The organism is Pantoea sp. E956-1 (assembly GCF_982223955.1).
The window spans coordinates 695455-714549 of record NZ_CEUYZP010000001.1; the positions used below are offsets into that span (position 1 = coordinate 695455).

The 19095-nt window shown below is 51.9% G+C and carries 31 protein-coding genes; 10 read left to right on the forward strand and 21 right to left on the reverse strand.

Going from position 1 to position 19095, the window contains the following annotated elements; translation table 11 throughout:
- Positions 1-13: 13 nt before the first annotated feature.
- The 10 genes from AC0T7J_RS03430 to AC0T7J_RS03475 form a co-directional block, all read right to left on the reverse strand.
- Positions 14-1171 (reverse strand): phage major capsid protein, encoded by a 1158-nt coding sequence (locus AC0T7J_RS03430; RefSeq protein ID WP_473792161.1) that lies wholly within the window; start codon positions 1169-1171, stop codon positions 14-16.
- Between the two features lies 1 nt (position 1172).
- Complete coding sequence (locus AC0T7J_RS03435; RefSeq protein WP_010245165.1) at positions 1173-1850, reverse strand: HK97 family phage prohead protease; 678 nt, start codon at positions 1848-1850, stop codon at positions 1173-1175.
- A 17-nt stretch (positions 1851-1867) separates the two neighbouring features.
- Complete coding sequence (locus AC0T7J_RS03440) at positions 1868-3142, reverse strand: phage portal protein (RefSeq protein WP_473792162.1); 1275 nt, start codon at positions 3140-3142, stop codon at positions 1868-1870.
- Positions 3142-4659 carry a terminase large subunit gene (locus AC0T7J_RS03445; RefSeq protein ID WP_473792164.1) on the reverse strand — a complete coding sequence of 506 codons (1518 nt, stop codon included), beginning with the start codon at positions 4657-4659 and terminating at the stop codon, positions 3142-3144. Before AC0T7J_RS03445 ends, AC0T7J_RS03440 begins: the two co-directional genes overlap by 1 nt.
- A 6-nt stretch (positions 4660-4665) precedes the next feature.
- Complete coding sequence (locus AC0T7J_RS03450; protein ID WP_473792165.1) at positions 4666-5151, reverse strand: terminase; 486 nt, start codon at positions 5149-5151, stop codon at positions 4666-4668.
- 217 nt (positions 5152-5368) lie between these two features.
- Entirely contained in the window at positions 5369-5569 is a 201-nt protein-coding gene (locus AC0T7J_RS03455) for a hypothetical protein (RefSeq protein WP_473792167.1), read from the reverse strand.
- Entirely contained in the window at positions 5569-5910 is a 342-nt protein-coding gene (locus AC0T7J_RS03460; protein ID WP_473792169.1) for an HNH endonuclease signature motif containing protein, read from the reverse strand. The genes AC0T7J_RS03455 and AC0T7J_RS03460 overlap by 1 nt, the downstream gene beginning before the upstream one ends.
- Positions 5907-6497, reverse strand: coding sequence for a hypothetical protein (locus AC0T7J_RS03465; RefSeq protein WP_473793172.1), 591 nt, complete (start codon positions 6495-6497; stop codon positions 5907-5909). The genes AC0T7J_RS03460 and AC0T7J_RS03465 overlap by 4 nt, the downstream gene beginning before the upstream one ends.
- The gene (locus tag AC0T7J_RS03470; RefSeq protein ID WP_473792171.1) at positions 6479-7936 is read right to left on the reverse strand and encodes a glycosyltransferase family 2 protein; all 1458 of its coding nucleotides are present in this window, start codon (positions 7934-7936) and stop codon (positions 6479-6481) included. The genes AC0T7J_RS03465 and AC0T7J_RS03470 overlap by 19 nt, the downstream gene beginning before the upstream one ends.
- A gap of 32 nt (positions 7937-7968) precedes the next feature.
- A complete protein-coding gene (locus AC0T7J_RS03475) occupies positions 7969-8412 on the reverse strand; it encodes a hypothetical protein (RefSeq protein WP_473792173.1) in 444 nt (147 codons plus the stop codon).
- Positions 8413-8509: 97 nt separating this feature from the next.
- Between AC0T7J_RS03475 and AC0T7J_RS03480 the strand changes: the two genes are divergently transcribed.
- Positions 8510-8668: a hypothetical protein gene (locus AC0T7J_RS03480; protein ID WP_473792175.1), complete on the forward strand. Its 159-nt coding sequence runs from the start codon at positions 8510-8512 to the stop codon at positions 8666-8668.
- Positions 8669-8818: 150 nt separating this feature from the next.
- Here AC0T7J_RS03480 and AC0T7J_RS03485 read toward each other — a convergent pair whose 3' ends face one another.
- Genes AC0T7J_RS03485 through AC0T7J_RS03505 form a run of 5 tightly spaced genes read right to left on the reverse strand, consistent with a single transcriptional unit; the run spans position 8819 to position 10565 of the window.
- Positions 8819-9088, reverse strand: coding sequence for a hypothetical protein (locus AC0T7J_RS03485; protein ID WP_473792177.1), 270 nt, complete (start codon positions 9086-9088; stop codon positions 8819-8821).
- Entirely contained in the window at positions 9085-9342 is a 258-nt protein-coding gene (locus AC0T7J_RS03490) for a hypothetical protein (protein ID WP_473792179.1), read from the reverse strand. The genes AC0T7J_RS03485 and AC0T7J_RS03490 overlap by 4 nt, the downstream gene beginning before the upstream one ends.
- Positions 9342-9881, reverse strand: coding sequence for a glycoside hydrolase family 108 protein (locus tag AC0T7J_RS03495; protein WP_473792181.1), 540 nt, complete (start codon positions 9879-9881; stop codon positions 9342-9344). Before AC0T7J_RS03495 ends, AC0T7J_RS03490 begins: the two co-directional genes overlap by 1 nt.
- Positions 9878-10186: a hypothetical protein gene (locus AC0T7J_RS03500; protein ID WP_473792183.1), complete on the reverse strand. Its 309-nt coding sequence runs from the start codon at positions 10184-10186 to the stop codon at positions 9878-9880. Before AC0T7J_RS03500 ends, AC0T7J_RS03495 begins: the two co-directional genes overlap by 4 nt.
- Positions 10161-10565: a hypothetical protein gene (locus tag AC0T7J_RS03505; RefSeq protein ID WP_406548701.1), complete on the reverse strand. Its 405-nt coding sequence runs from the start codon at positions 10563-10565 to the stop codon at positions 10161-10163. Before AC0T7J_RS03505 ends, AC0T7J_RS03500 begins: the two co-directional genes overlap by 26 nt.
- Positions 10566-10851: 286 nt before the next feature.
- On the opposite strand from AC0T7J_RS03505, the gene AC0T7J_RS03510 reads away from it, so the two are divergent.
- Complete coding sequence (locus AC0T7J_RS03510; protein WP_473792185.1) at positions 10852-11133, forward strand: hypothetical protein; 282 nt, start codon at positions 10852-10854, stop codon at positions 11131-11133.
- Between the two features lie 131 nt (positions 11134-11264).
- On the opposite strand, the gene AC0T7J_RS03515 is transcribed toward AC0T7J_RS03510, so the two are convergent.
- The 6 genes from AC0T7J_RS03515 to AC0T7J_RS03540 are packed head-to-tail and all read right to left on the reverse strand — an operon-like array spanning position 11265 to position 15554.
- A complete protein-coding gene (locus tag AC0T7J_RS03515) occupies positions 11265-12044 on the reverse strand; it encodes an antitermination protein Q (RefSeq protein ID WP_473792186.1) in 780 nt (259 codons plus the stop codon).
- Positions 12041-13414, reverse strand: coding sequence for a replicative DNA helicase (locus AC0T7J_RS03520; RefSeq protein WP_473792188.1), 1374 nt, complete (start codon positions 13412-13414; stop codon positions 12041-12043). Before AC0T7J_RS03520 ends, AC0T7J_RS03515 begins: the two co-directional genes overlap by 4 nt.
- Positions 13411-14292 (reverse strand): ATP-binding protein, encoded by an 882-nt coding sequence (locus AC0T7J_RS03525; RefSeq protein WP_473792190.1) that lies wholly within the window; start codon positions 14290-14292, stop codon positions 13411-13413. Before AC0T7J_RS03525 ends, AC0T7J_RS03520 begins: the two co-directional genes overlap by 4 nt.
- Positions 14289-15146 (reverse strand): helix-turn-helix domain-containing protein, encoded by an 858-nt coding sequence (locus AC0T7J_RS03530; RefSeq protein WP_473792192.1) that lies wholly within the window; start codon positions 15144-15146, stop codon positions 14289-14291. Before AC0T7J_RS03530 ends, AC0T7J_RS03525 begins: the two co-directional genes overlap by 4 nt.
- Positions 15143-15328, reverse strand: coding sequence for a DUF4222 domain-containing protein (locus AC0T7J_RS03535; RefSeq protein ID WP_473792194.1), 186 nt, complete (start codon positions 15326-15328; stop codon positions 15143-15145). The genes AC0T7J_RS03530 and AC0T7J_RS03535 overlap by 4 nt, the downstream gene beginning before the upstream one ends.
- Positions 15315-15554, reverse strand: coding sequence for a helix-turn-helix domain-containing protein (locus AC0T7J_RS03540; protein ID WP_473792196.1), 240 nt, complete (start codon positions 15552-15554; stop codon positions 15315-15317). Before AC0T7J_RS03540 ends, AC0T7J_RS03535 begins: the two co-directional genes overlap by 14 nt.
- Positions 15555-15664: 110 nt before the next feature.
- Between AC0T7J_RS03540 and AC0T7J_RS03545 the strand changes: the two genes are divergently transcribed.
- From AC0T7J_RS03545 to AC0T7J_RS03580, 8 genes are all read left to right on the forward strand, one after another.
- A complete protein-coding gene (locus AC0T7J_RS03545) occupies positions 15665-16390 on the forward strand; it encodes an XRE family transcriptional regulator (protein WP_473792198.1) in 726 nt (241 codons plus the stop codon).
- 210 nt (positions 16391-16600) lie between these two features.
- A complete protein-coding gene (locus tag AC0T7J_RS03550) occupies positions 16601-16903 on the forward strand; it encodes a hypothetical protein (protein ID WP_473792200.1) in 303 nt (100 codons plus the stop codon).
- Between the two features lie 70 nt (positions 16904-16973).
- Positions 16974-17231, forward strand: coding sequence for a hypothetical protein (locus AC0T7J_RS03555; RefSeq protein ID WP_473792202.1), 258 nt, complete (start codon positions 16974-16976; stop codon positions 17229-17231).
- Positions 17232-17340: 109 nt separating this feature from the next.
- Positions 17341-17562, forward strand: a complete 222-nt coding sequence (locus AC0T7J_RS03560) for a hypothetical protein (protein ID WP_473792204.1) — start codon at positions 17341-17343, stop codon at positions 17560-17562.
- Positions 17546-17890: a hypothetical protein gene (locus tag AC0T7J_RS03565; RefSeq protein ID WP_473792206.1), complete on the forward strand. Its 345-nt coding sequence runs from the start codon at positions 17546-17548 to the stop codon at positions 17888-17890. The genes AC0T7J_RS03560 and AC0T7J_RS03565 overlap by 17 nt, the downstream gene beginning before the upstream one ends.
- Positions 17887-18108, forward strand: a complete 222-nt coding sequence (locus AC0T7J_RS03570) for a ParE family toxin-like protein (protein ID WP_473792207.1) — start codon at positions 17887-17889, stop codon at positions 18106-18108. The genes AC0T7J_RS03565 and AC0T7J_RS03570 overlap by 4 nt, the downstream gene beginning before the upstream one ends.
- Positions 18105-18497: a hypothetical protein gene (locus AC0T7J_RS03575; RefSeq protein ID WP_473792209.1), complete on the forward strand. Its 393-nt coding sequence runs from the start codon at positions 18105-18107 to the stop codon at positions 18495-18497. Before AC0T7J_RS03570 ends, AC0T7J_RS03575 begins: the two co-directional genes overlap by 4 nt.
- 10 nt (positions 18498-18507) lie before the next feature.
- On the forward strand, positions 18508-19083 hold the full coding sequence (locus tag AC0T7J_RS03580) for a hypothetical protein (protein WP_473792210.1): 576 nt from the start codon (positions 18508-18510) through the stop codon (positions 19081-19083).
- Positions 19084-19095: the final 12 nt, after the last annotated feature.

Below are 19095 nucleotides of genomic sequence, written 5' to 3' on the forward strand. Positions count from 1 at the left end.
CCGCTCCCCCTTATCATGAGCCTGCAGCAAAGCTGCCTTTGATGATCGCTGTCGGGCGATAGTGAGCCAGAGCCAGACGCTCTTCACACAGGATTGTCAGCATGTTTTTCACGAAGTTATCGCGGTCCTCACGGCTGACTTCCACCGTTGCATCCATGCGATCCCAGACCTGAGAGGCCATGTCGAAGCCGCCCACCGTGAAGGTGCCGGCAGCCTGCGCTTTGGTTGGCACAACCGGCAGACCCCACATGATGTTGCTGGTAAATGCCTGCGGACCACCAAAGATATAGCGGCCTTCGCCATCCTTGAGCAGCGCGATGTTGTGCCAGTCACGCGGGTTAAGCACGATGCCTGACGCGCTGAACTCTGACTCAGTCACCTGATAGATGGCGTGCGCGATGATGTCAGCGCGTGTGTCGCCACTGGCATTAAGCGAGGTGTCATACGCCGATGCTACTTTGTTCAGGCCTTCCAAGTTATCGCCTGAGCCGTCGCCGTTCAGCAGCTGGCCTTCTTCTTTCAGCGCCAGACCGTACATCAGGCGATTATTGACGTATGACTGCAGCATTGGCGCATCATCCATCACCTGACGCGATGCCTGTACCCAGTGCGCAATGGTTTTAACATTGGCTGTCTGCTTGCTGAAGGTGATATCAGACTCAGGCTTCAGCGCCTTCTCTGCCACGATATCAGCATTGTTGGTGAACACCTCTTCACGCACATACTCCAGTGAGTTACTGGAGATGCGGCCCTGCGCCAGCAGGTCACGAATGGTCAGGCGGCGCAGGCCCGGCATGATGATGCCAGGCACCTGCATCGGCTGGATCAGGCTACCGGCAGAACCTGCATCGCTGCCCAGCGATTTATTAAAGGTTTTAGCCTCAAAACTGCCTTTGCTGCCGTTCCAGGACTTCTGCAGCTCTTCAGCAGCACGCTCGGAGAACGATTTTTTCTCGCCCGGATTTTCCGCGCCGGAGGCCAGTTTCTGCTCCAGATCGAAGAGACGGGTGCCGGATTTCTGCAGCTCTTCGTTTACCTTCGCCAGGTCATCCTGCAGCTGCTTTGACACTTTACCGGTGCTTTCGATTTCTGCTTTCTGCGCATCGAAAAGCTGGGTCATTTTTGACTGTGAGTCTTCGATGGCTTTCTGAATTTGTGCAAGTTCGGACATGTTATTTACCTAAATGAGAGGGGAATGATTTGATGCTCTCTAAAAGAGCACTGATTTGCGTTTTGTTCGCGTCATCCTCGGACTCGCTCCGAATTGCTGACTTAAACCGGGATATAAACCCTACTGCCTGTGATTTGGTCAGGCCGACTGAATCCCTCAGCCAGCTCTCCACATCACGAATGGTTTCAATACCGTCCACACTTTTCATGGCTGCCACACCGGCAAGCTCATTGGCAGGGAAGGTGCAGACGCTGATTTCACGCAGAAGCGGGATGTTTTTGAAGATTCGACCGCTGGTACCGACCGAGTAATCGTCTTTATTGACTGAGAAGCCAACCGACATCCCCTCCACCGTGCCATGCTGCATGGCCGCGCGAAGGTCAGTTGCACCGCTGTGACCGGGCGTAAGCTGTCCCCGCACATACAGACCTTTTTCATCTTCGGCAATGCTGTCCCACTTCCCGACAGGCAGTTCCCATGTTTTATGATTGAAAAACATGGCTACTTTTCGCGTCTGGCTGGACAGTGCACTTTTAAACGCGCCGGGCAGAATAATGTCGCCGTCTGAATCCGTGTTATTGAAAACGGACGCGTAACCCTCGAAAATCCCCTGCTTGCCGTCGCCGGTAAACTTGATTTCCGTTTCATCAAACGAAAGCGTTTTTACGATCTCAGGCATCACGGCCCCCATAAAAATTAAGCCCCGACATCGCGGGACTCTTTGTTGGTTCCTAAATCAGTAATTGGCACGTACTGCGCCTGGCGCATCGCCACATCACCACCCGGCAGAGGCGGCATGTTGTCTGTCCGCCGCATCTCGTTAATCGTTCTGAGCCCTGCCTCACCCATTGCTTTCATAAAGGCAGCACGGGAAGCGGAATCGCCGCGCAGGAGTCCATCGAGGTTGTGTTCAGCATGGTACCGGCCGACATTGGCAGGGGGGATCAGCCAGCGCTGTATGCTGTTCTCCCAGCGTGAGATATAGGGCTGAAGAGTGTACTGAAGAAAACCGAGGTTCTGCTGTTCAATGCCTGTTCCCCAGCTCGTTGACTTCTCAACATCTCCGACAAGGTGCGGTGGCACGCCAAAGAAGCGGGCCAGCTCGCTGACCTGAAACTTTCGTGAAGCCATCATTTCGGCATCCTGGGGCGTCACACCGATAGCCGATGTTGAAAAACCCGCCTCCAGAATCCAGAGGCGCTTTTTAACGGGCCCACCCGCTATCTCTCTGAAGTTTTCTTCAACCTGCGATCGCTGCGCTTCGGTCAAAACCTTTTCGCCGGTTGATAGAATCTGAGGTGATTTGGCCCCGTTTGCGAAAAAATCGCGCTGCTGATCTTCCATCGCCACCGCAACGCCCGCAGATTTGCAGGCAAATGCGATAGGTGACAGCCCTGTCAGGCCAGTGAAGCCGAACCCTTTAAGATGAAAGATTTCTTTTTGCGCAAAGTCCGCGTAGCTGCCGTCACGCTGATAGCGATAGACCAGCCTTTTGCCATCCATCCGCACATCCATGTTGGCAGACTGCAGGGGCAGCAGGCTGATGACATCACCCGCGCCATTCCTCTCAACCAGTGCATAGGCGTTTCCGTAAAAACAAAGCTGCATGGTCATGGCCTCTCTGAACTCCTGAGCGGTCATGTACTGGTTAGGGGAATACCTCAGCAGTCGTGCTAAAGGATTGGTCATATCAACCTTGGAGCGGTTGTTTTCTTTATCGGTTTCAAACACATCAAGGGGCAGGCAGGCGGTCAGCGTGGAAATGAGGCTCACACAGCGCCATACAGTGGATATCTGTAAAATTCGCTCATCGTTAACAGCAGAATCACCCAGGTGGCCGGAGGCGGAAACCGGCCCCGACTGCGAGCCCTGCCCGGGGGTGACTAAGCGTCCGCCGACGAACCATGACTGTAGCTTTGCCCACAGCCCGTTGTTGGTCCGCAGGTCAATCGTATATTTGGGTTCTTCCATCACATGCTCAGCGGTCTGAAAATAAAGTCTTCAAAGTCACCACCCTGCGCAGTGACCTCCCCGTTTGCCGCACCTACGGACATGGTCATTGCGACCATGCCATCAATGCGGCCTGTTGCTTTGGATTTATCAAGCTTGCGGTTACCTGCAGCGTCCTTCACCACAACGGCATTCACTGCGCACATTGTCAGTACCGGATGCATGCCGTGCCTGACGCGCCCGTTCAGCATCAGAGACTCCAGCGTATCAACCGCTGGCCCCATATCCTTGAATCCCTGACCGAACTCGACCAGTGGCAGTGAAAGGCCAATGGCATCAGCATCTTTTCTGAACTGGTCAATACGCCATCGGTCGAAGGCAAGAGAGGTGAGATCGAAATCCGCGATAATTTCGGCTATGTCATTAACCACAAAGGCGTAGTCAACCGATGCGCCTGGCGTTGTCCGCAATAGTCCCTCACGCACCCATACGTCATAGGGTGCGCGATCCGTTTTGGTTCGTTCGCTGAGTGTTTTTTCTGGCGTCCAGAAGAACGGGAAAAAGTCCCAGATTCCGTCTTCACCTTCACCGGCCACCACGAAGGCGGTTAAATCATTCCGCGCTGACAGGTCCAGCCCCGCATACCATTTACGCGGCGTGTTTACCGGCTCGTTTCCGCACAACTCCCACACGTTACGGGAAATAAATGGCGATACCGTTGATACGCGCTGATTAAGGTTCAGGTTGCGGAAGGTGTTTTCAAAGCTGGGCATTCGTCCGGCCTTTTCAGCCTGGCGCGACATGTCTTTTTCAGACCTGAAGGTTCCAAGCGCCGGGTTTGCCGCAAGCCAGCTCTCGCGCTTACTGATATCCGCCTCTTTTGGCGCTTCATAAACGTGGCAGACGATATGCGGGTCTTTCGATTTCACCGCATCGTCTATCCATATGCTCAGCAGATCAGCATCATTTGCCGCCTGCGTACTGATGACAATCAGCAACGGGCTTTCATGCGCACCCTGCGCCGTAGTTATCGCATCTATAAAATCATCCTGCGGCCCACGCACCTGTCCGGTTTCATCGAGAATTGCCAGGATGGGTGACAGACCGTGCGTAGTTTTCCCCTCAGCGGACAGCGCTTTGTATTCGACATTGCAGGGAAGCCCGATCAGCTTTTTACCGCTCGGGGTGATATGAACGATTTCCTGAAGTTTTGGATTCAGGTTGACCATCTTCACGGCGAGGTTAAAAACAATGGCCGCCTGCTCACGGCTTAATGCACCACTGACAATCTGCGTGTTCTGCACTGCCTCCGGTCCGACAAGATGAGCCAGCAGGATTCCGGCAATAAGACCGGTCTTACCGTTTTTACGGGCAATGCTGAGGATCGCCATGTCTGTCCCGGCAATGTTGTCGTAAACCGCCAGGATGAAATCTTTTTGAAAAGGGTCGAGCTTCATTGGCTGACCAAGCAGCTTACCTTCAGGCACAATGCAAAAGCGCTCAATGAACGCTATTACACGCTCACCTCGCGTCGTCATAGGCTGTTATCCGTGCTTAGGGAAGGCGATCAGGTTGTCATCCTGATTTTCATGTTCGGTTTTGGTGCTGCGGGCAGCGCGGTCGTTCTGATTACGTTTCTTCTGGTCACGGCTCTCCCCGTTCGTGGCATGAGAGTGAATCTGCAAATCCCGGCGCTGCGCAAGAATGGTGCGCTGCAGTTCCGTTATCTGCTTTCTCAAATCCTTTATCAGACCCTCATTCCGCTCTTCGCCACGTATGCGCTCTTCTTTGCGCAAATCCCGGCGTAAAACGGTGATATAGAGCTGATTATTGGCAAGCTCAGCGGCTGCCAGCAGGTCTGCAGGCGTCCAGCTGTCCAAAGCTTTTGAACGGATATTGTCATGCCAGAAAGGTTCGGCTTTTTTCTCCAGACCCGCATGAACCGGGGGCTGGATGGTGTCCTCGGTTGCATTCTGCATGGCCTGAACTGCTGCCGACGAACTGTCGGAGCGGGTTCTTTTTTGTGCCATATGTCAACACCTTTAAAACTGAAAAAATCGGGTTAGCGTTAAAATCAAACTTTGGCGGCGGTCATTTAAGCGAAAGGGCCTGAAGATTTACCCTCCCCCCCCCCACCCCAAAGATGATAATGGTTCTCGTTTGATTCCGCCGAGATGAAATTCATTCTCACTTGAGAGATGGTATTGATACCCATTATCATTTGAGGTTGCTGCGACTGAAATGGTTTCACTTGGTTACATGTTCGGGGCCATCGCATTGCAATTCGGCACCAACCAGACCAAGGGCAATCGTCGCCTCTCCATCGGGGTAGTCTGTCAGGAGCTGACGAATTACTTTTTCAGCCTGCTTAACTTTCGCCTGACTCTCTTCAGGCAATGAAGCAATGAGTCCTTTGAACATCAGGATCGTCTGTTGGTCTTGTGTCATTACCTGCTCCAGTGAGATGCGGGGTCGAGTGGGTAGCCGCTGGCATCGCAGCCAATGACTGTGCCGCTCTTCTCCATTCTCTGTTTGGTTGAGTCGTGATGCGCTTTGCACAGTGGCTGCCAGTTCTCTTTACTCCAGAACAGGTGCTGTGCTTTCGATATCGCCAGCGGATTGCCAGACTTCAGCGCATCTTTGAGTTTGTGGGGTTCGATATGGTCAACAACTGTGGCCGCTGTGATACGTCCCTGCTGCTCGCACATCGCACATAGCGGATGCTGCTGCAGGAATCTAAGGCGTGCTTTATCCCATCTGCTGCCATAAACGCGAGGTTCTTTAATCATGCCAGCCTCCATGCCCTGCGACGCTCTGTCCTCGGTTCATTGTCCGGGTGTCGCTCAACTGTGGGCGTGTCAGCGTGATCCACCAGCGAGTAACACGGATAGATAACGCGGCTTCCATATGCATCACCTACTGCATAATCAGCAGCGAGCGCTTGATTCCATCTGCCTAAAACCTGCTGCACTTTATTCACTGGCAGGCTATAGCAGACGCCGTGAATGAGCTTGCTCATGGCTATGTAATCGCCGTTTATTCGGTCAGCTTCCACCAGCATTCCGGCAATCTCGTTCTGATACTGAGGCGGTCTGCCGGTGCCCAGATAGAAAGACAGCAACTCATCGGGGAACCGGCTGAGCCAGGCTGTTACCTTCTCAGTGAAGCCGTTAACCAGAACCGCATCATCCTCCAGTATCACTACCCGGCATTGCTGCTGACTGGCCCACTCAATAGCCCGGCGATGGTTCCAGTTCGCACCATGCTGCCCCTCATCCATGAGACGGTGTGCGTTAAGCGACTTTGCCAACTGTTCTGCCTGATACCTGCGTGAGTGGTGCCCTACCACCACAAACTTTATTTGTGTTTCCACCAGGCAAACTCCTTACCGATTCCATCTGACTTAAATACTGTGTGCACGCTGGGGCCGGTAACCAGCCTGTCGCTGTAACGGTGGGCAACGATACCGAATGCCATCATGTCACCAACAGCAGAGGCCGATGATTCCTGCCCCCAGAAGCGCAGCGATTCAATGTGGTAGTAGAGGCGTACGATGCCATGCGCGATTGCCATAACGTCATCCCGCGAACCTCCCAGCAACCCGGCATTGAGCATCACATCATTCCGATGCTCAGTGATAAACGCCCTATAGATAGCTTCAGGGTGAGACTGTGTGGCCCATGGGTCAGCATACGTCTTCGGTTCAGAGCCAGCGTAAATCCTGCCATCTTCCATATCTCCCCACGGCTCTCGCAGCATCTCAACGTCAGTGCCATCGGTACACCAGACGAAGTGATATTCAGGGTGATCGCGAAGGTGCTGCCAGATATGTAGCCAACGCCGGAAGTAGACGTTCATGTTCACATCAGGGACGGCTACCAGCGAAGCCCCTGCAGGTGCGGTAGTCAGCTCATCGGTGAGCACAATCCCATGGCTGCCTTTCAGAGACGATGCCCACTTATCCAGTAGCTCAGGCGATGCCACCAACTTTGTACTGCGCTGCGGGTCTGGCTGGCTTGTTAGTAAAGTGGTAATCACCACATTGCGCTGCTGCCGGTATTCCGCATATCCGGTGTACCCGTTGTTACGGCGCTCGTTGTGGATGGTCACATTGCGCTTAACCTGTGCTTCACGATCAGGCTTAGGAACTGACCGCTCAACCGCCTGGTGCTCATCGAGCGAGTAAATAAGTTTTTCAGAACCGACTACATCAGCGAACGCCCAGCTGGTTAATCCTGCATTGTGGATGCGCAGCGCCAAATCAGAGTGCTCATACATGCCTCGCTGGTAGATGGGATCAAAACCGCCGACCGTCTCAATCGCGCTGCGGTGGTAATACAGCATTACGCCACGCTGGCCGGTGTAAGCTACATGCCGGTCATCCCGATACAGCACCGCAATGTCGTTAAGCTTTTGTCCGGTTGCAAAGTCCTGAAACTGGTAAGCCAGGTGTGGCTCAGGCGATTCAATGTAAGGTCGTTCCCAACCACCAGCAATCGGCCAGGCATCATCGTCCCACAAGAAGAGGTGCTCACACCCGGCATCAATCAGTATCTCAAGGCTGGTATTCTTAGCGGCCACGATACCGCGTGATACGTCATGCCGAATAACCCGGACACCTTCAGGCGCTGTCACTGGTTTTGCTGAACCATCATCAATAACGACCACCAGCGCACCGGCTGGCAGAAACTTCAGTTGGTGATCCAGTGCGCCGGATATGACGTCATGGCGGTTATGTGTGCTGATGGCGATACCAATATTCGAAGCTCGCTCAGTTACCGGCGCGTACCGCACACCATCAATCATAACGTCCATATTGACCCCAATAAAAAACCTCCCGAAGGAGGTTATCGTTTGTGAAGCAATCCACCCGGCTTAAGCTCTTTATTCAGGCGTTCTGCAATAGTTTTCTGAACCTGCTGTCTCAATTGTTCAGGATCATTAATTTTCTCAAGCCTTTCGACAATGATGCTCAGCTCTTTCAGCAAGGTGTCTGCATCAACACTAATGCTCAAGTTAATCGCACCGTGGTAATTAATACTCTTGCGACCGAAGTCTGTTTCTACCAGATGCTGGATGGCAAACTTCTGCCCTTCCGCAGTCAGGAACGTGAAGTGCTCTTCGGCCTGGCGCTTAGCAGCAACCGAACGAGTGTCTGCTAGTCCAGCCTCACGGAGTTCGGATGCTCCTGATTTCGATGGCAGGTCACCAGATGCGAGGGCGCCCCGAGTGAAAAGTGCATAGAGCACATCGCTGGCTGCGCCCGATAGAATGATAATTTTTTGGCTCATTAGAGTTTCCTGCTGGCTTGACGTGTTTAACCCTCGGTAATGGTGAGACCGCCAACCGATGATTCATTGTGTTTATGCTGAAAATTGAACTCAGTGAATGCAGTTTTCAGCACAAAATAAAAAACCACCAGCAAATGCCAGTGGCTCAAAGGTTGTGGTGGCAGGTGCCTATCTCCTGCCGCTGGTGAATCCAGAAGCCTATCCACGTCATTACCAGTGCGCCTATGCAGGCACCAGAGAGGATGTTGTAGATTGAGTACCCACTCATTGGGTCACCGTTCCGCAGTTGGCTTTCCACGTCTTGTTATGCGCGAGGATGGCGCGCTTGGTACGGTCATCCATCGTCATAATGTCGGCTTCGGTAACGAGAATGGGCTTCACCCAGGCGCAGGCGGTATCGACTACCTCAACCCTTGTTGATCCATTCTCTGCGCAACTCGTCATCAACATCACCATCAGACATGCGGGTAACAGTGTTTTGAACATCGGATGCCTCTTTGGCGGTTTCGGTCTGGCGGGTAGCCACTGCCTGCTCTGACGCGATGGCGGCTTTGGTTTCTCGCTCAGTTGCTGAGACTTCTGCTTTCGCCTTGCCTTTAGAGTGGCCAATGCCGAATGCCGTCATAATAGCTGCAGCAATGACGCCGATAATGCCGAGGATGAATTCAATGCTCATGGCTTAGCTCCCGGGTCAATTCCTGCATCCAGCTTCTGCTGCTGAATGTCTTTGTCGGTGGCAATCTTCTTGTTGATGATGTTGGCACCAACGGCAACACCGAAGTAAGCAGTGAACATCCATTCACTCAGTTCCAGCTTGTAGCCGTACCATGCAATAACGCCGGAACTCACAATGAAGGCGATCAGCTGCGTCCACTTACTCAGGCTTTGCTTTCCGTCGCCAACGCTTTTAACAATGTCTGCCAGCGCCATCAGATTTCCACCCTCTCAAACCAGCCGTATGCGAACGTCTCGTTAGCTACTCTGGACTCTGCCAGCTCAATGTACCGAGCGCCCTGCAGGCTGTTTAGCGCCTTTAGCATCACCTTCTCACCATCCCGGCTGCGGGCCGAAAGGAATGATCGCAGTGCAGTGATAGTGCGCGGGCCAATCTGACCGTCTGCCACGATATCGGGATAAAGCTTGCCCTGATTGTTGAACACGTTCAGGGAACGCTGAAGAAACTTTGCGGCAACCGATGGCCCCATGTTTACGCCGGTGTCGGTTAGCTCTACAGCGATCGCATTATTGACCTGAGAGACCTGGTCGAATCTCGGGCCGACCCAGTAATCTGATTCAAGAATATTCAGAGCCTGAGAACGGGTGAGGTCTTTCATGTCACCGGTGTAACCGTGCGCCCTGGCGACAGCCTGAGTGATGCCCCAGTTGGTAGGGCCGCCTTTGTCTGCTGGGTTATTAACGTAACCCCCTTCTTTGCCGAGGATGGCGCTAAAAATTTCGTCTTTCGTCATTTGCCCTCATCCTCTTTCACTACCTGGTTAACCTGGTCAGCTGTCTTCTGGGCGGTCTTCTCTGGAAGCGTAGCCATTTGAGCCTGAAGCTCTGAAACCTGTTGCGCCAGCCGGGCAACTTTGGCGTCTCGCCGGTCAGCTACTTTGCGGTAATCCTCACGAATGCCATCAATGCGCTCATTGGCGCTGTTGCTCACGTAAATGAACATGATGGTCATTACGATGCACAGGACGCTCATCAGCAGCATCAGTGACCCGATGATGATGTTGCGCTTGTGCTTAATCTTGTCGTTGTTTTGAGCCATTGCTGTCGTCCTCCAGTGTGGCGATCAGCCTGTTTACTTCTGTCCTGAACCTCGCATCACCTGAAGGAACATTCGATTCCGACATTGCCAGGAGAATGCCAAGCGCGTTTTTAATCAGGCGCAGGTCAGTTTCAAGAGTTGATATGCGGCGCAGGTTCCGGTCATGGCGGTCACGCAGCTCATCGTTTTCTTCACGGAGCAATGCGTTACTTTCCTTAAGAAGCTGTACCTGCTCTTTGTAGCCGGTGATGATGTCGCCACTGGCGCGATTGTTGGTAACGATGGAGGTGATACCGGCAATAAGCGGCTTCCAGAACAGTGCTACTGCACCGCCACCGAGAAGTAATGCGCCAATGCTCGTAAATAAGCTTTCATTCATGCCTGACCTCGCCCGTCAGGTGATGAAGATAAGTGTCTGCTGTTCATGGCCGTCTCCGGCGTTGCCCGGATGAACCGGCCGTGTGCTGTGGGAATAAAAGAGCGCCCGCGTAAAAGACACAGGATGAAGTGTGAGGAAATCCATTGGGCGCTGAAATGAAAAAACCCGCCGGAGCGAGTTCGAGAATTTTTAATTTTTACTTACCTGAAATCTTGTCAGGCACCAACGATCCAAACTCAGATTAATCTGGTAATGTATTAAATCAACTTATGAATGGAGTGAGTGCATGGCTGATTTTACAGTAAGAATTGAACTAAGAAATGCAGATGGCAACGACTATGAAAATCTACATGAGAAAATGGAAGCGCATGGTTATTCAAGAGAAATCGAAAGCAATACTGGAGAAATGTTCAAATTAATTGATGCCGAATATGTGACACAGAAAAATTTAACAGTTTCTGAAGTAAGAAATGAGGCAAAAATTTTAGCTGAATCAGTCAAATCACCTGTCAGGGTTTTGGTCACTGAATCCGCGGGGCGCTCATGGTTCATGGCGCTTAAAAAATAAATTTAAGGCAGTCTCTTTATGCGGCTGCCATAAAAAAAGCCCCAGCAATGCTGAGGCTCATTTTGATGTGGTTGCATGGCTAGAGGTCTGCCACTATTTGGCTAGAATACGCCAGTTTTATGCAAAGTCAATTATTTTGTTACGTTTCTAAACATTGCGTCTGCGTGACTCTCTTCGATCTCACACTTCGCCACTAGCTTTTCGAAAAACGGCTTCCAGTTACGCGACCATGAGGACTGAGTCAGGTCCGGCACCAGCACGTTAATCGCCCTGAACGCTGTGCTGGATGGCATGCGGCGATAACCACGACCGGTGCAGCGCTCACACTCTTTATCAACCGGCGCGCCTCTGCGGGTTGATTCCGCCAAATCACGCACCCGACCCGTTCCATTGCAACGACAGCGCGATGAAATGCGCCCCTTCCCTTCGCAAGTCTGGCACTTCGTCCTGACCATCTGCTTCTCAGTGCGTGGAGCAATCACCTGCTCGCCTGACTCGTTGAATTTTCCGGCATACTTAACCACTTCCGTTTCTGATTCAATGAAGCCGGTGCCGTTGCAGTGATCGCACGACTCAGTGGTGGCAGCTGAACGGACGTACTCATCAAATGCCAGCTTCGACAGAATGACCAGGCAGCTCCCCAGCTTTGAGCCAGCCGCTTTACGGAGCAGCTTTGGCGCGGTGCGGTTAGCGTACTGCATCAGCTGCTGAACCGTCCTGATGGTATCCTGCTCACTGTTGCCCGTCTTTGCCATCACTGCAGAAATGCCGAAAGGCGATTTTGACTGGCAGAAGCCGATGGCACCCATCAGATCGGTTCCGGTCAGTGATTCGCTTCCTGTTGCGCGCGAAGAGTCGGTGAAGCTCTGGCTTTTCGGATTGAAATACTTCAATGCTGATTCAATTTTCACGCTGCACGCCCCTTCGAATAACGCTTGTTGCCAGTGTGTGATTCTTCCCGTTCCGTGCTGCGGGCGCGGGCTTCTTCCTGGTCGATATGGTGGAAATGGCCGTTCCAGAACCGGCGATAAACGGTACCCAGTGGCCCGTTACGGTTCTTGGTGATGTTGATTTCAGCAATGCCCGCGGCTGGCGACTCCGGGTTATAAACCTCATCCCGGTACAACATCATGATGATGTCAGCGTCGGCTTCGATTTCGCCTGAGTCCTTAAGGTCAGCGTTTACCGGGCGTTTGTTCGGGCGACTCTCCACGCTGCGAGAAAGCTGGCTGAGTGCCACCACCGGCACACGGTTAGCTTTAGCCAGCGACTTCAGTCCCTTTGATACCTCGCCCACAGCCAGATCGTGACGGCTGGCGCTCTGCAACTTAATCAGGCGCAGATAGTCGATAGCCACCAGCGCAGTCTCCGGGTGCTGCTGAATGTGTCGAGTTGCGATGTGTTGTATCTGGTCAACGGTCAGGTTGTTAGCGTCGACGATCCAGATATTGCGCCCGGTCATCTGCCCGATGCCGTTGCTTATTCTCGCCCAGTCTTCGTCTTTCAGTTGGTCCGGTGATTTGAGGCGTGAGGCTGAGATACCGCCCGCCGCTGCAACGTGACGCTCTGCGATCTGGATGTCACTCATTTCCATGCTGAAGAACAGCACCCCGGCGCCGCTGGCGGTCAGGTTTTCGGTGATATCCAGAATCATTTCCGTTTTCCCCATCGATGGCCGCGCCGCCAGCAGAATCAGGTCAGTCTGGTCAAAGCCGCCAGTAACCTCATCCAGTTCCGCGATCCCGGTCATAACCGAACGGCCGGCACTGTCGGACGCCATCCGCTCATCAATCCGGTTGATGATGGTCGGAAGCAGCTCGTCGATTGAAACGGGACGGATGGCATCAGATTCCGTCTGTATCGCCCCCACGGCTGCTTTCACCTCTTCCAGAATGCGAATCCCCGCATCGCTGTTAGGTGCTTTCTGGAGGCTGTTAAGAGCGCCAGTTAGGGCCTGAAAAGCATCACGAAGCGCTGCGTTGCGAACCAGTTGCTGTGAGTATGACTTGAGTGACGACTTCGCCCACGCAATGCGTCCGGTCTCATCGATAAGCGCCTGGTGCTGAGGAAGTTGCTCACCAATCAGGATCGGGTCGATAACACCTTTGCCGCGCGCCTGAGCGGTGATCGCCCGGTATATTTCACGGTACTGCTGGAAGTTAAACGCCGTGTCCGGCAGCGAGGAGATAACCTCCATCACCTCAGCCTCAGCGCCACGCAGAAACATCGCCCCGAGCACCGCCGCTTCCATGTCCTGATCACGCCACTGTGCATCACTCATACTGCTGGCGCTCCCTTCTGGCTGCGATAGCTGGGCCAGTCAAATACCAGCGTTGCCCCGCCACCCTCAACCATGCGGTCTGTCAGGCGGTCACCGATAACCAGGGAAATCTGAGGCAGCGAAAGATTGCTGATGAGTACCGTTGGCAGCATGCGTTCGTAACGGGTGTTCATGATGTCGAACAGGATGATCATCTCTGACTCAGAACCGTACTGAATCCCGACCTCATCGATAATCAGCAGATCCATTCCGGTATAAAGCGCGATGACATCCTCTTCGCTGCGTTCGCTTCCCTTCTCCCATGTACTCCGAACGGCACGGATGATGCGCATGACAGAGGTCAGTAATACCGATGCATGATGTTTCTCGATAATGCTTTTCGCCAGCGCAACCGCCAGGTGGTTCTTACCGGTACCTGGTCTACCCGTCAGAATCAGGCTGGTCCCGGCTTCGTACATCTGGGGCCAAGCACTGGCATAGCCGCGAAGAATAGTCAGGTTGTTCTGAGCGGCTTTATTCACGGCCTGGTAGTTTTCAAAGCTGCAGCCAGCAAAGCGTTCAGGAATATTCGCCATTTCAGTCAGTTTTTCTGCCTGGATGCTGTTCAGGCTGTTCTGTGCCGCTTCCATCTCTGCCGTGATGCAGTCAGGGCAGCGGGAAAACTTTTCAGCCACGCGACCGCTGTATTTAGTCCAGATGCGCTGCTGATGAAAATTACCGTGTGTCTCACAGGTTCCTGCAACGGCTTCTTGATGGTCAAAGCAGCGATCCATTGGAGAGACCGTTCCACCAGCAAATCTCAGCTCTTCCCGAAGCGTGGAGATAGTGGTTCTCAGTGACTGAATCTGGCTGTTACGCCCATTAATCTGATGGCTCATTCTGCTGCTCCTTTAGCCCAGGAAGGTGTGATGGTGGTGCCGTAGTCGCGTTCTGAGAAACCGCTGTGGCGACTCTGTGCTGGTGTGCTGCGCTGCTGGCTAGCAGGTGCATCCCAGCTTTCGGCAAAGTGGTGATCAGGACCAAAGAACGTCGCAGCCTGCTTCACGTATTCGCTGTTGGCCTTACCGGTGGCAGTGACGTAGTTTGCATAACGTTTTACGCCTGCCTGCATATCAGCGGGTTTAACGCCCTCACGGATACGCGCTGACCAGCTTTTCCATGCAGATGGCTTGGGATTACCACCAGCACGCTTAGGGTATGCCTGCCAGGCTTCTTCAAACTCAGGTGAATAATCCTGCTTAGCATTATGTGACGGCTCAGCGGCTTTAGCCGATGTGCCAATAGATTTAGGTTCATTGACTGGTTCAATGACTGGTTCTAAGGAGTGACTGATTCTGGGGTCAGCTCCTGCCCCACCCCCTAGGTCAGCTCCTGCCCCACCCTCGGGCACCTGCTGCCCCACCTCAGTCATCTGCTGACCTAGGTCAGCTCCTGCCCCACCCTTTGAAGGCTCTTTGTATTCTTTTTCATCAAGCCGCAAATGGAATAAATTGGACTGATTCAGCTCGCCCTTGCGACGATATTCCCGGCGTAGCATCCCCATTTCCTCCAGTGCACGAACATGACCTTTAACAGTCGATCTTCCGATTTCACACTGGTCAGCAATATGCTGATATGAAGGCCAGCATTCACCTTGGTCATTGGCATTGTCAGCGAGCTTAAGCAGCACCAGCTTACGCAGCGGGTTTCCGACCTTGAGCTTCATGGCTTTAACCATCAACTCCATACTCATTCTGAGACCCTCCTGAAAAGCTGCTGGAACTGCCAGACTGGTCGCATGCATTCATGCTCGTAGCCGGGGCGGGTGAAGATTACTTGCTGATTCTCGCGGTCGTAGCCAGTGACATGCACCAGAACACCTCGCGGATCACGGTAGGCGCGGTCCATGTGCTGAAAAGAGTTAATCTGCTGCATTGTCTGAACCTGATGGGTGCGGAAACAGCGTCGGGAGATCAGGACGCAATTCATGTGGTTGAACCTTTCCGTTGGAGGCATTAACAATGTCCATGACGTAATCAGCCTTTACTCGCCGCCCATTTAACCAGCGGAAAACTGCTGGCTGAGATACGCCGCACGCTCTGGCAAGCGCAGCCTGACCTCCAACTTCTTCAACAGCAATCTTGATGTGCTTATTAAGCATTGAAATTACCAAAAGTTATATCGTGATGTGCAGATAATATCACTTGTATAACTTTGTGCAATAACTTAATGTATTTGCCTGATTATAACTTTAGGTATATGTTGGCTTGTATGAAATCATTAGCAGACCGCCTCAAAGAGGCTATGAAAAACGCTGGAATTACTCAGGCTCAGCTTGCTCAGCTTGTTGACGTATCACAACCAGCGATTAACCGATTGGTTACGGGCAAGACTACTTCCAGCCGAAAGATAACCGATATTGCTCGAGTTCTTTCGGTAAGTCCTGGGTGGCTTGTAGATGGTGTTGGCGGCATGCAACAAGAGAGGGAGCCGGTATATCATCCTGATACATACTTTGACTCCAGAAATGAGAACCTGAACCAGCAGGAGCCATGGGACCATAGCAAGCCCCTTGATTTAAGCGAAGCTGATGTTCCTTACTTAAACGATATAGACTCCGTTCCTGATGATGGGAAAATCAGTCACGGCGAAAGTAATTTCATGTTTTTACGCGTAAAAAAGGATGTCTTATCTCAGGCAGGCGCGAGGGTTGATGGAAGTGGAGTCGTATGCTTCTTGCATTCCGGAGATAGTATGGATCCATTCATACCAGACGGTTCAAGGGTGTTCATTGACTGTAATAATAAAAAAATAATTGACGGCAAAATCTATGTCATAAGTCAAAATGGTTGGAAACGGCTCAGGCAGCTTTACCGCACATCACCTGATCTGGTAAGCATCAGAAGTTTCAATACCGCAAATCACCCAGATGAAGAAGCAAAACTAGGCGAATTCGATGTGGTTGGCCGGGTGTTTATGACCTCCACGCTTTGGTGAGACAGCGACCCAAAAGACAAGCCAGGCTTTTCAGCCTGGTTTTTTTTCGCCCCTCGATCAAGATTGCAATATTGCATAAGATAAATTCGAAAAATTATTATTTAAATCATATAGATCATGCATGAACGCAATAAAATATAACTTTATGTATTGCATGTGCATCTAAAGTGCATTACCTTTAACTCATCGGCAAACAACGGAGCCTTTGAGATGAAAACACCATCAAGTGAAATTATTAACTGTGAGTCAGCATCAGTGCGCATTGCACCTGGAAAATACTTTGATTTTCCTATTGTGGATAACAAAGGCCTGTTCCCAAGTTTTTTTAAAACTAATTCTGATTTTAATATTCAAGTTCAGTGCAATTGCATAAATGATTTTATCTATGCTCTTTATCTTCGCAAAGAGAAGCTTGCTTACCTCGTCTGCGCCTGGGCTAATAAAAATGAAATTAATGATCAAGCCATGCAGATCATTAAGGAAAATCCAAAACTGCATTACCTTCTGAATTAATCAATCTGATTATAAATTACAGCGCCTGCGCTGGGGCTAAACACATCCTTAAAGTGATTAGAGGCTGAGCATGAATAAATTGATGGCATTACCTAAAGGCGCTGTTGCAGATCCTGAAAAAAGCGCAGGCGTACGTATTTCAAGTGCAGCTGATACATCAAAAGCCGCTCTTGGCTATGCAGATCAGCTTCAGCAGGAGTTCATGGCCGTGCTCTACAAGCCTATGGCGCAGGTAGATCCCAATGTGGCAGGTCGCTTCCACTCCCTAATTCAGGAGCTGGCATTCATGGTGGAGCGAACTGCCGTTAACGTCGAGGCTGGGCGCTGATGTCTCCTTCAATTAATAAAGAAAAGTTTCGTCAGGCTTTGATGATGCGGGACAGCGGCCAGTGGCATCTGGCTATTCTCTTCCTCAACGCTGCTTACGGGGTGAAGTAATGAAAAGTAATGAGCTAATTATTTGTGAAGCCTCTGAGCTTGCCAGTCAGCTTACTGCAGTACTCGAATTGTTATTCGAACGCGGTACCGGAAGTGGTCTGCCTGTAAACGATCCCGTGGTTGGTCTCACATATAACATGGCTGCCAAGTTGCACCTGTTCCTTAATGAAGAAGAAAAACGTCAGGATATGGAGGCTATAAATAATGCCAAGCATCGTTGAAATTAACCGCACCCGTCTGGTGAATATTTATCTGGCAAATAAAGTTGCTAAAACCGGCGTGATGATGACCACCGCCAAATTACCGGACGGCTCAATTACTACCGTCCAGCTGGATGCTGAAATCCTGAATAAAGCGCTGATTAAATTATTTGAATCGGCGGTTAGAAAAGTTACCCCCGGTGATGCTGCTGACCGGGAAATAGCTGATACCTATGGCGACTGCGTGAAGATTAAATCCGGAAAGCTATCGCACATCGGTGAGGGTTTTATGGAGGAACTGATTTCCAACCTGGTCGAACAGGCATTCAGTCAGCGGGGTGTGAAATGACGTTGACTGCCCTCCGCACCCCTGAATGGGTTGTAGAGCAGGCCGCGCGGAAGCTGGCGCAGTACCGCCAGCGCCGCATCTTCCCTTGCCGCATACATGGCACCGGCTATCTGAGCCTGAAGGTTAACCCTCGCTGGCGCCTGCTTTCGCAGAACGGCGGCAAAGACTGGCAGTTAATGACGCATGAGCGGTACAACGCCGCTAAGGATGGAAAATGATTCAGGTATCTAAAAGATTGTCAGGTGCTGATGCCGCATTCTGCCAGGTGCAATCGACTGTGTATGTCGTGACACGTCACGGACGCCGCCGGCGCTTTCTTGGTCGCAGCGCCGCTCTCAACAACCTGGTGCATTTCATGGTGACCGGCACCTTCGATAAGGCAGGCATTCCGACGCACGGACAGATGCGGAAGGTGTGGAATGAAGATGAAGGTGTTCTGGCGCATAAGCATGGTGAGCTGACTGAGCGCTACTGGAATGCACATCACCGCACCTATCGCCGAGTTCAGAAGCTGATGGCCCGCCGCCGTGAAATCGCAAAGTGGCAGAAAGGATATGACGCAGCCACCAGCAGAATCGCAAGCCTGCTCAACCAGAAGCCCTACTGAGGAAGTGACCATGCAAAATATCGCATCAGCAGTTGCCACGCCATCAGGCGTGAGTTTCGGCAACAGAACGATAGGGTTTTCAGGAGCTATCAGGCATCTGGACGCGGGGAAATACGACAAGCCTATCTCTGATGGTCTTCATGTTTTGTCCTGCATTCAGGATGCCATGGCAGCAGGCTGGTTGAGCCTTTCAGTAGAAAAAGAGATCGTCATCTGGCGCTGGTTGGTTGTCGCCACCTTCATCATTGAAGAGAAAGCGAAGAATGGCACCGTCGACGTTCAAAGCGTGGATGGCGGTTTTGATCAGGCGGTCATTTACCGGGGCGTGAAAGGCAGCATGAGCATCTATCCTGGTCCAGTGCGCGTTGCTCTTATCACCAGCATGGAGATGCCAGCTGTAGCGAAATACGGCGTTAAAAAAGGCCTGCCTCTGTTACTCCAGATGTACAAGCAAATGTTGACGATGTGCCCTCAGCGCGGATTCAGAATCTCTGAAATGGGTAGAACAGGTTTAAACATGCTGCACGATGACTTTATTGAAGAATTGAACACGAATGGCATGCCTGCCATGCCGGTTATGCACTGAGGGAAAATGATG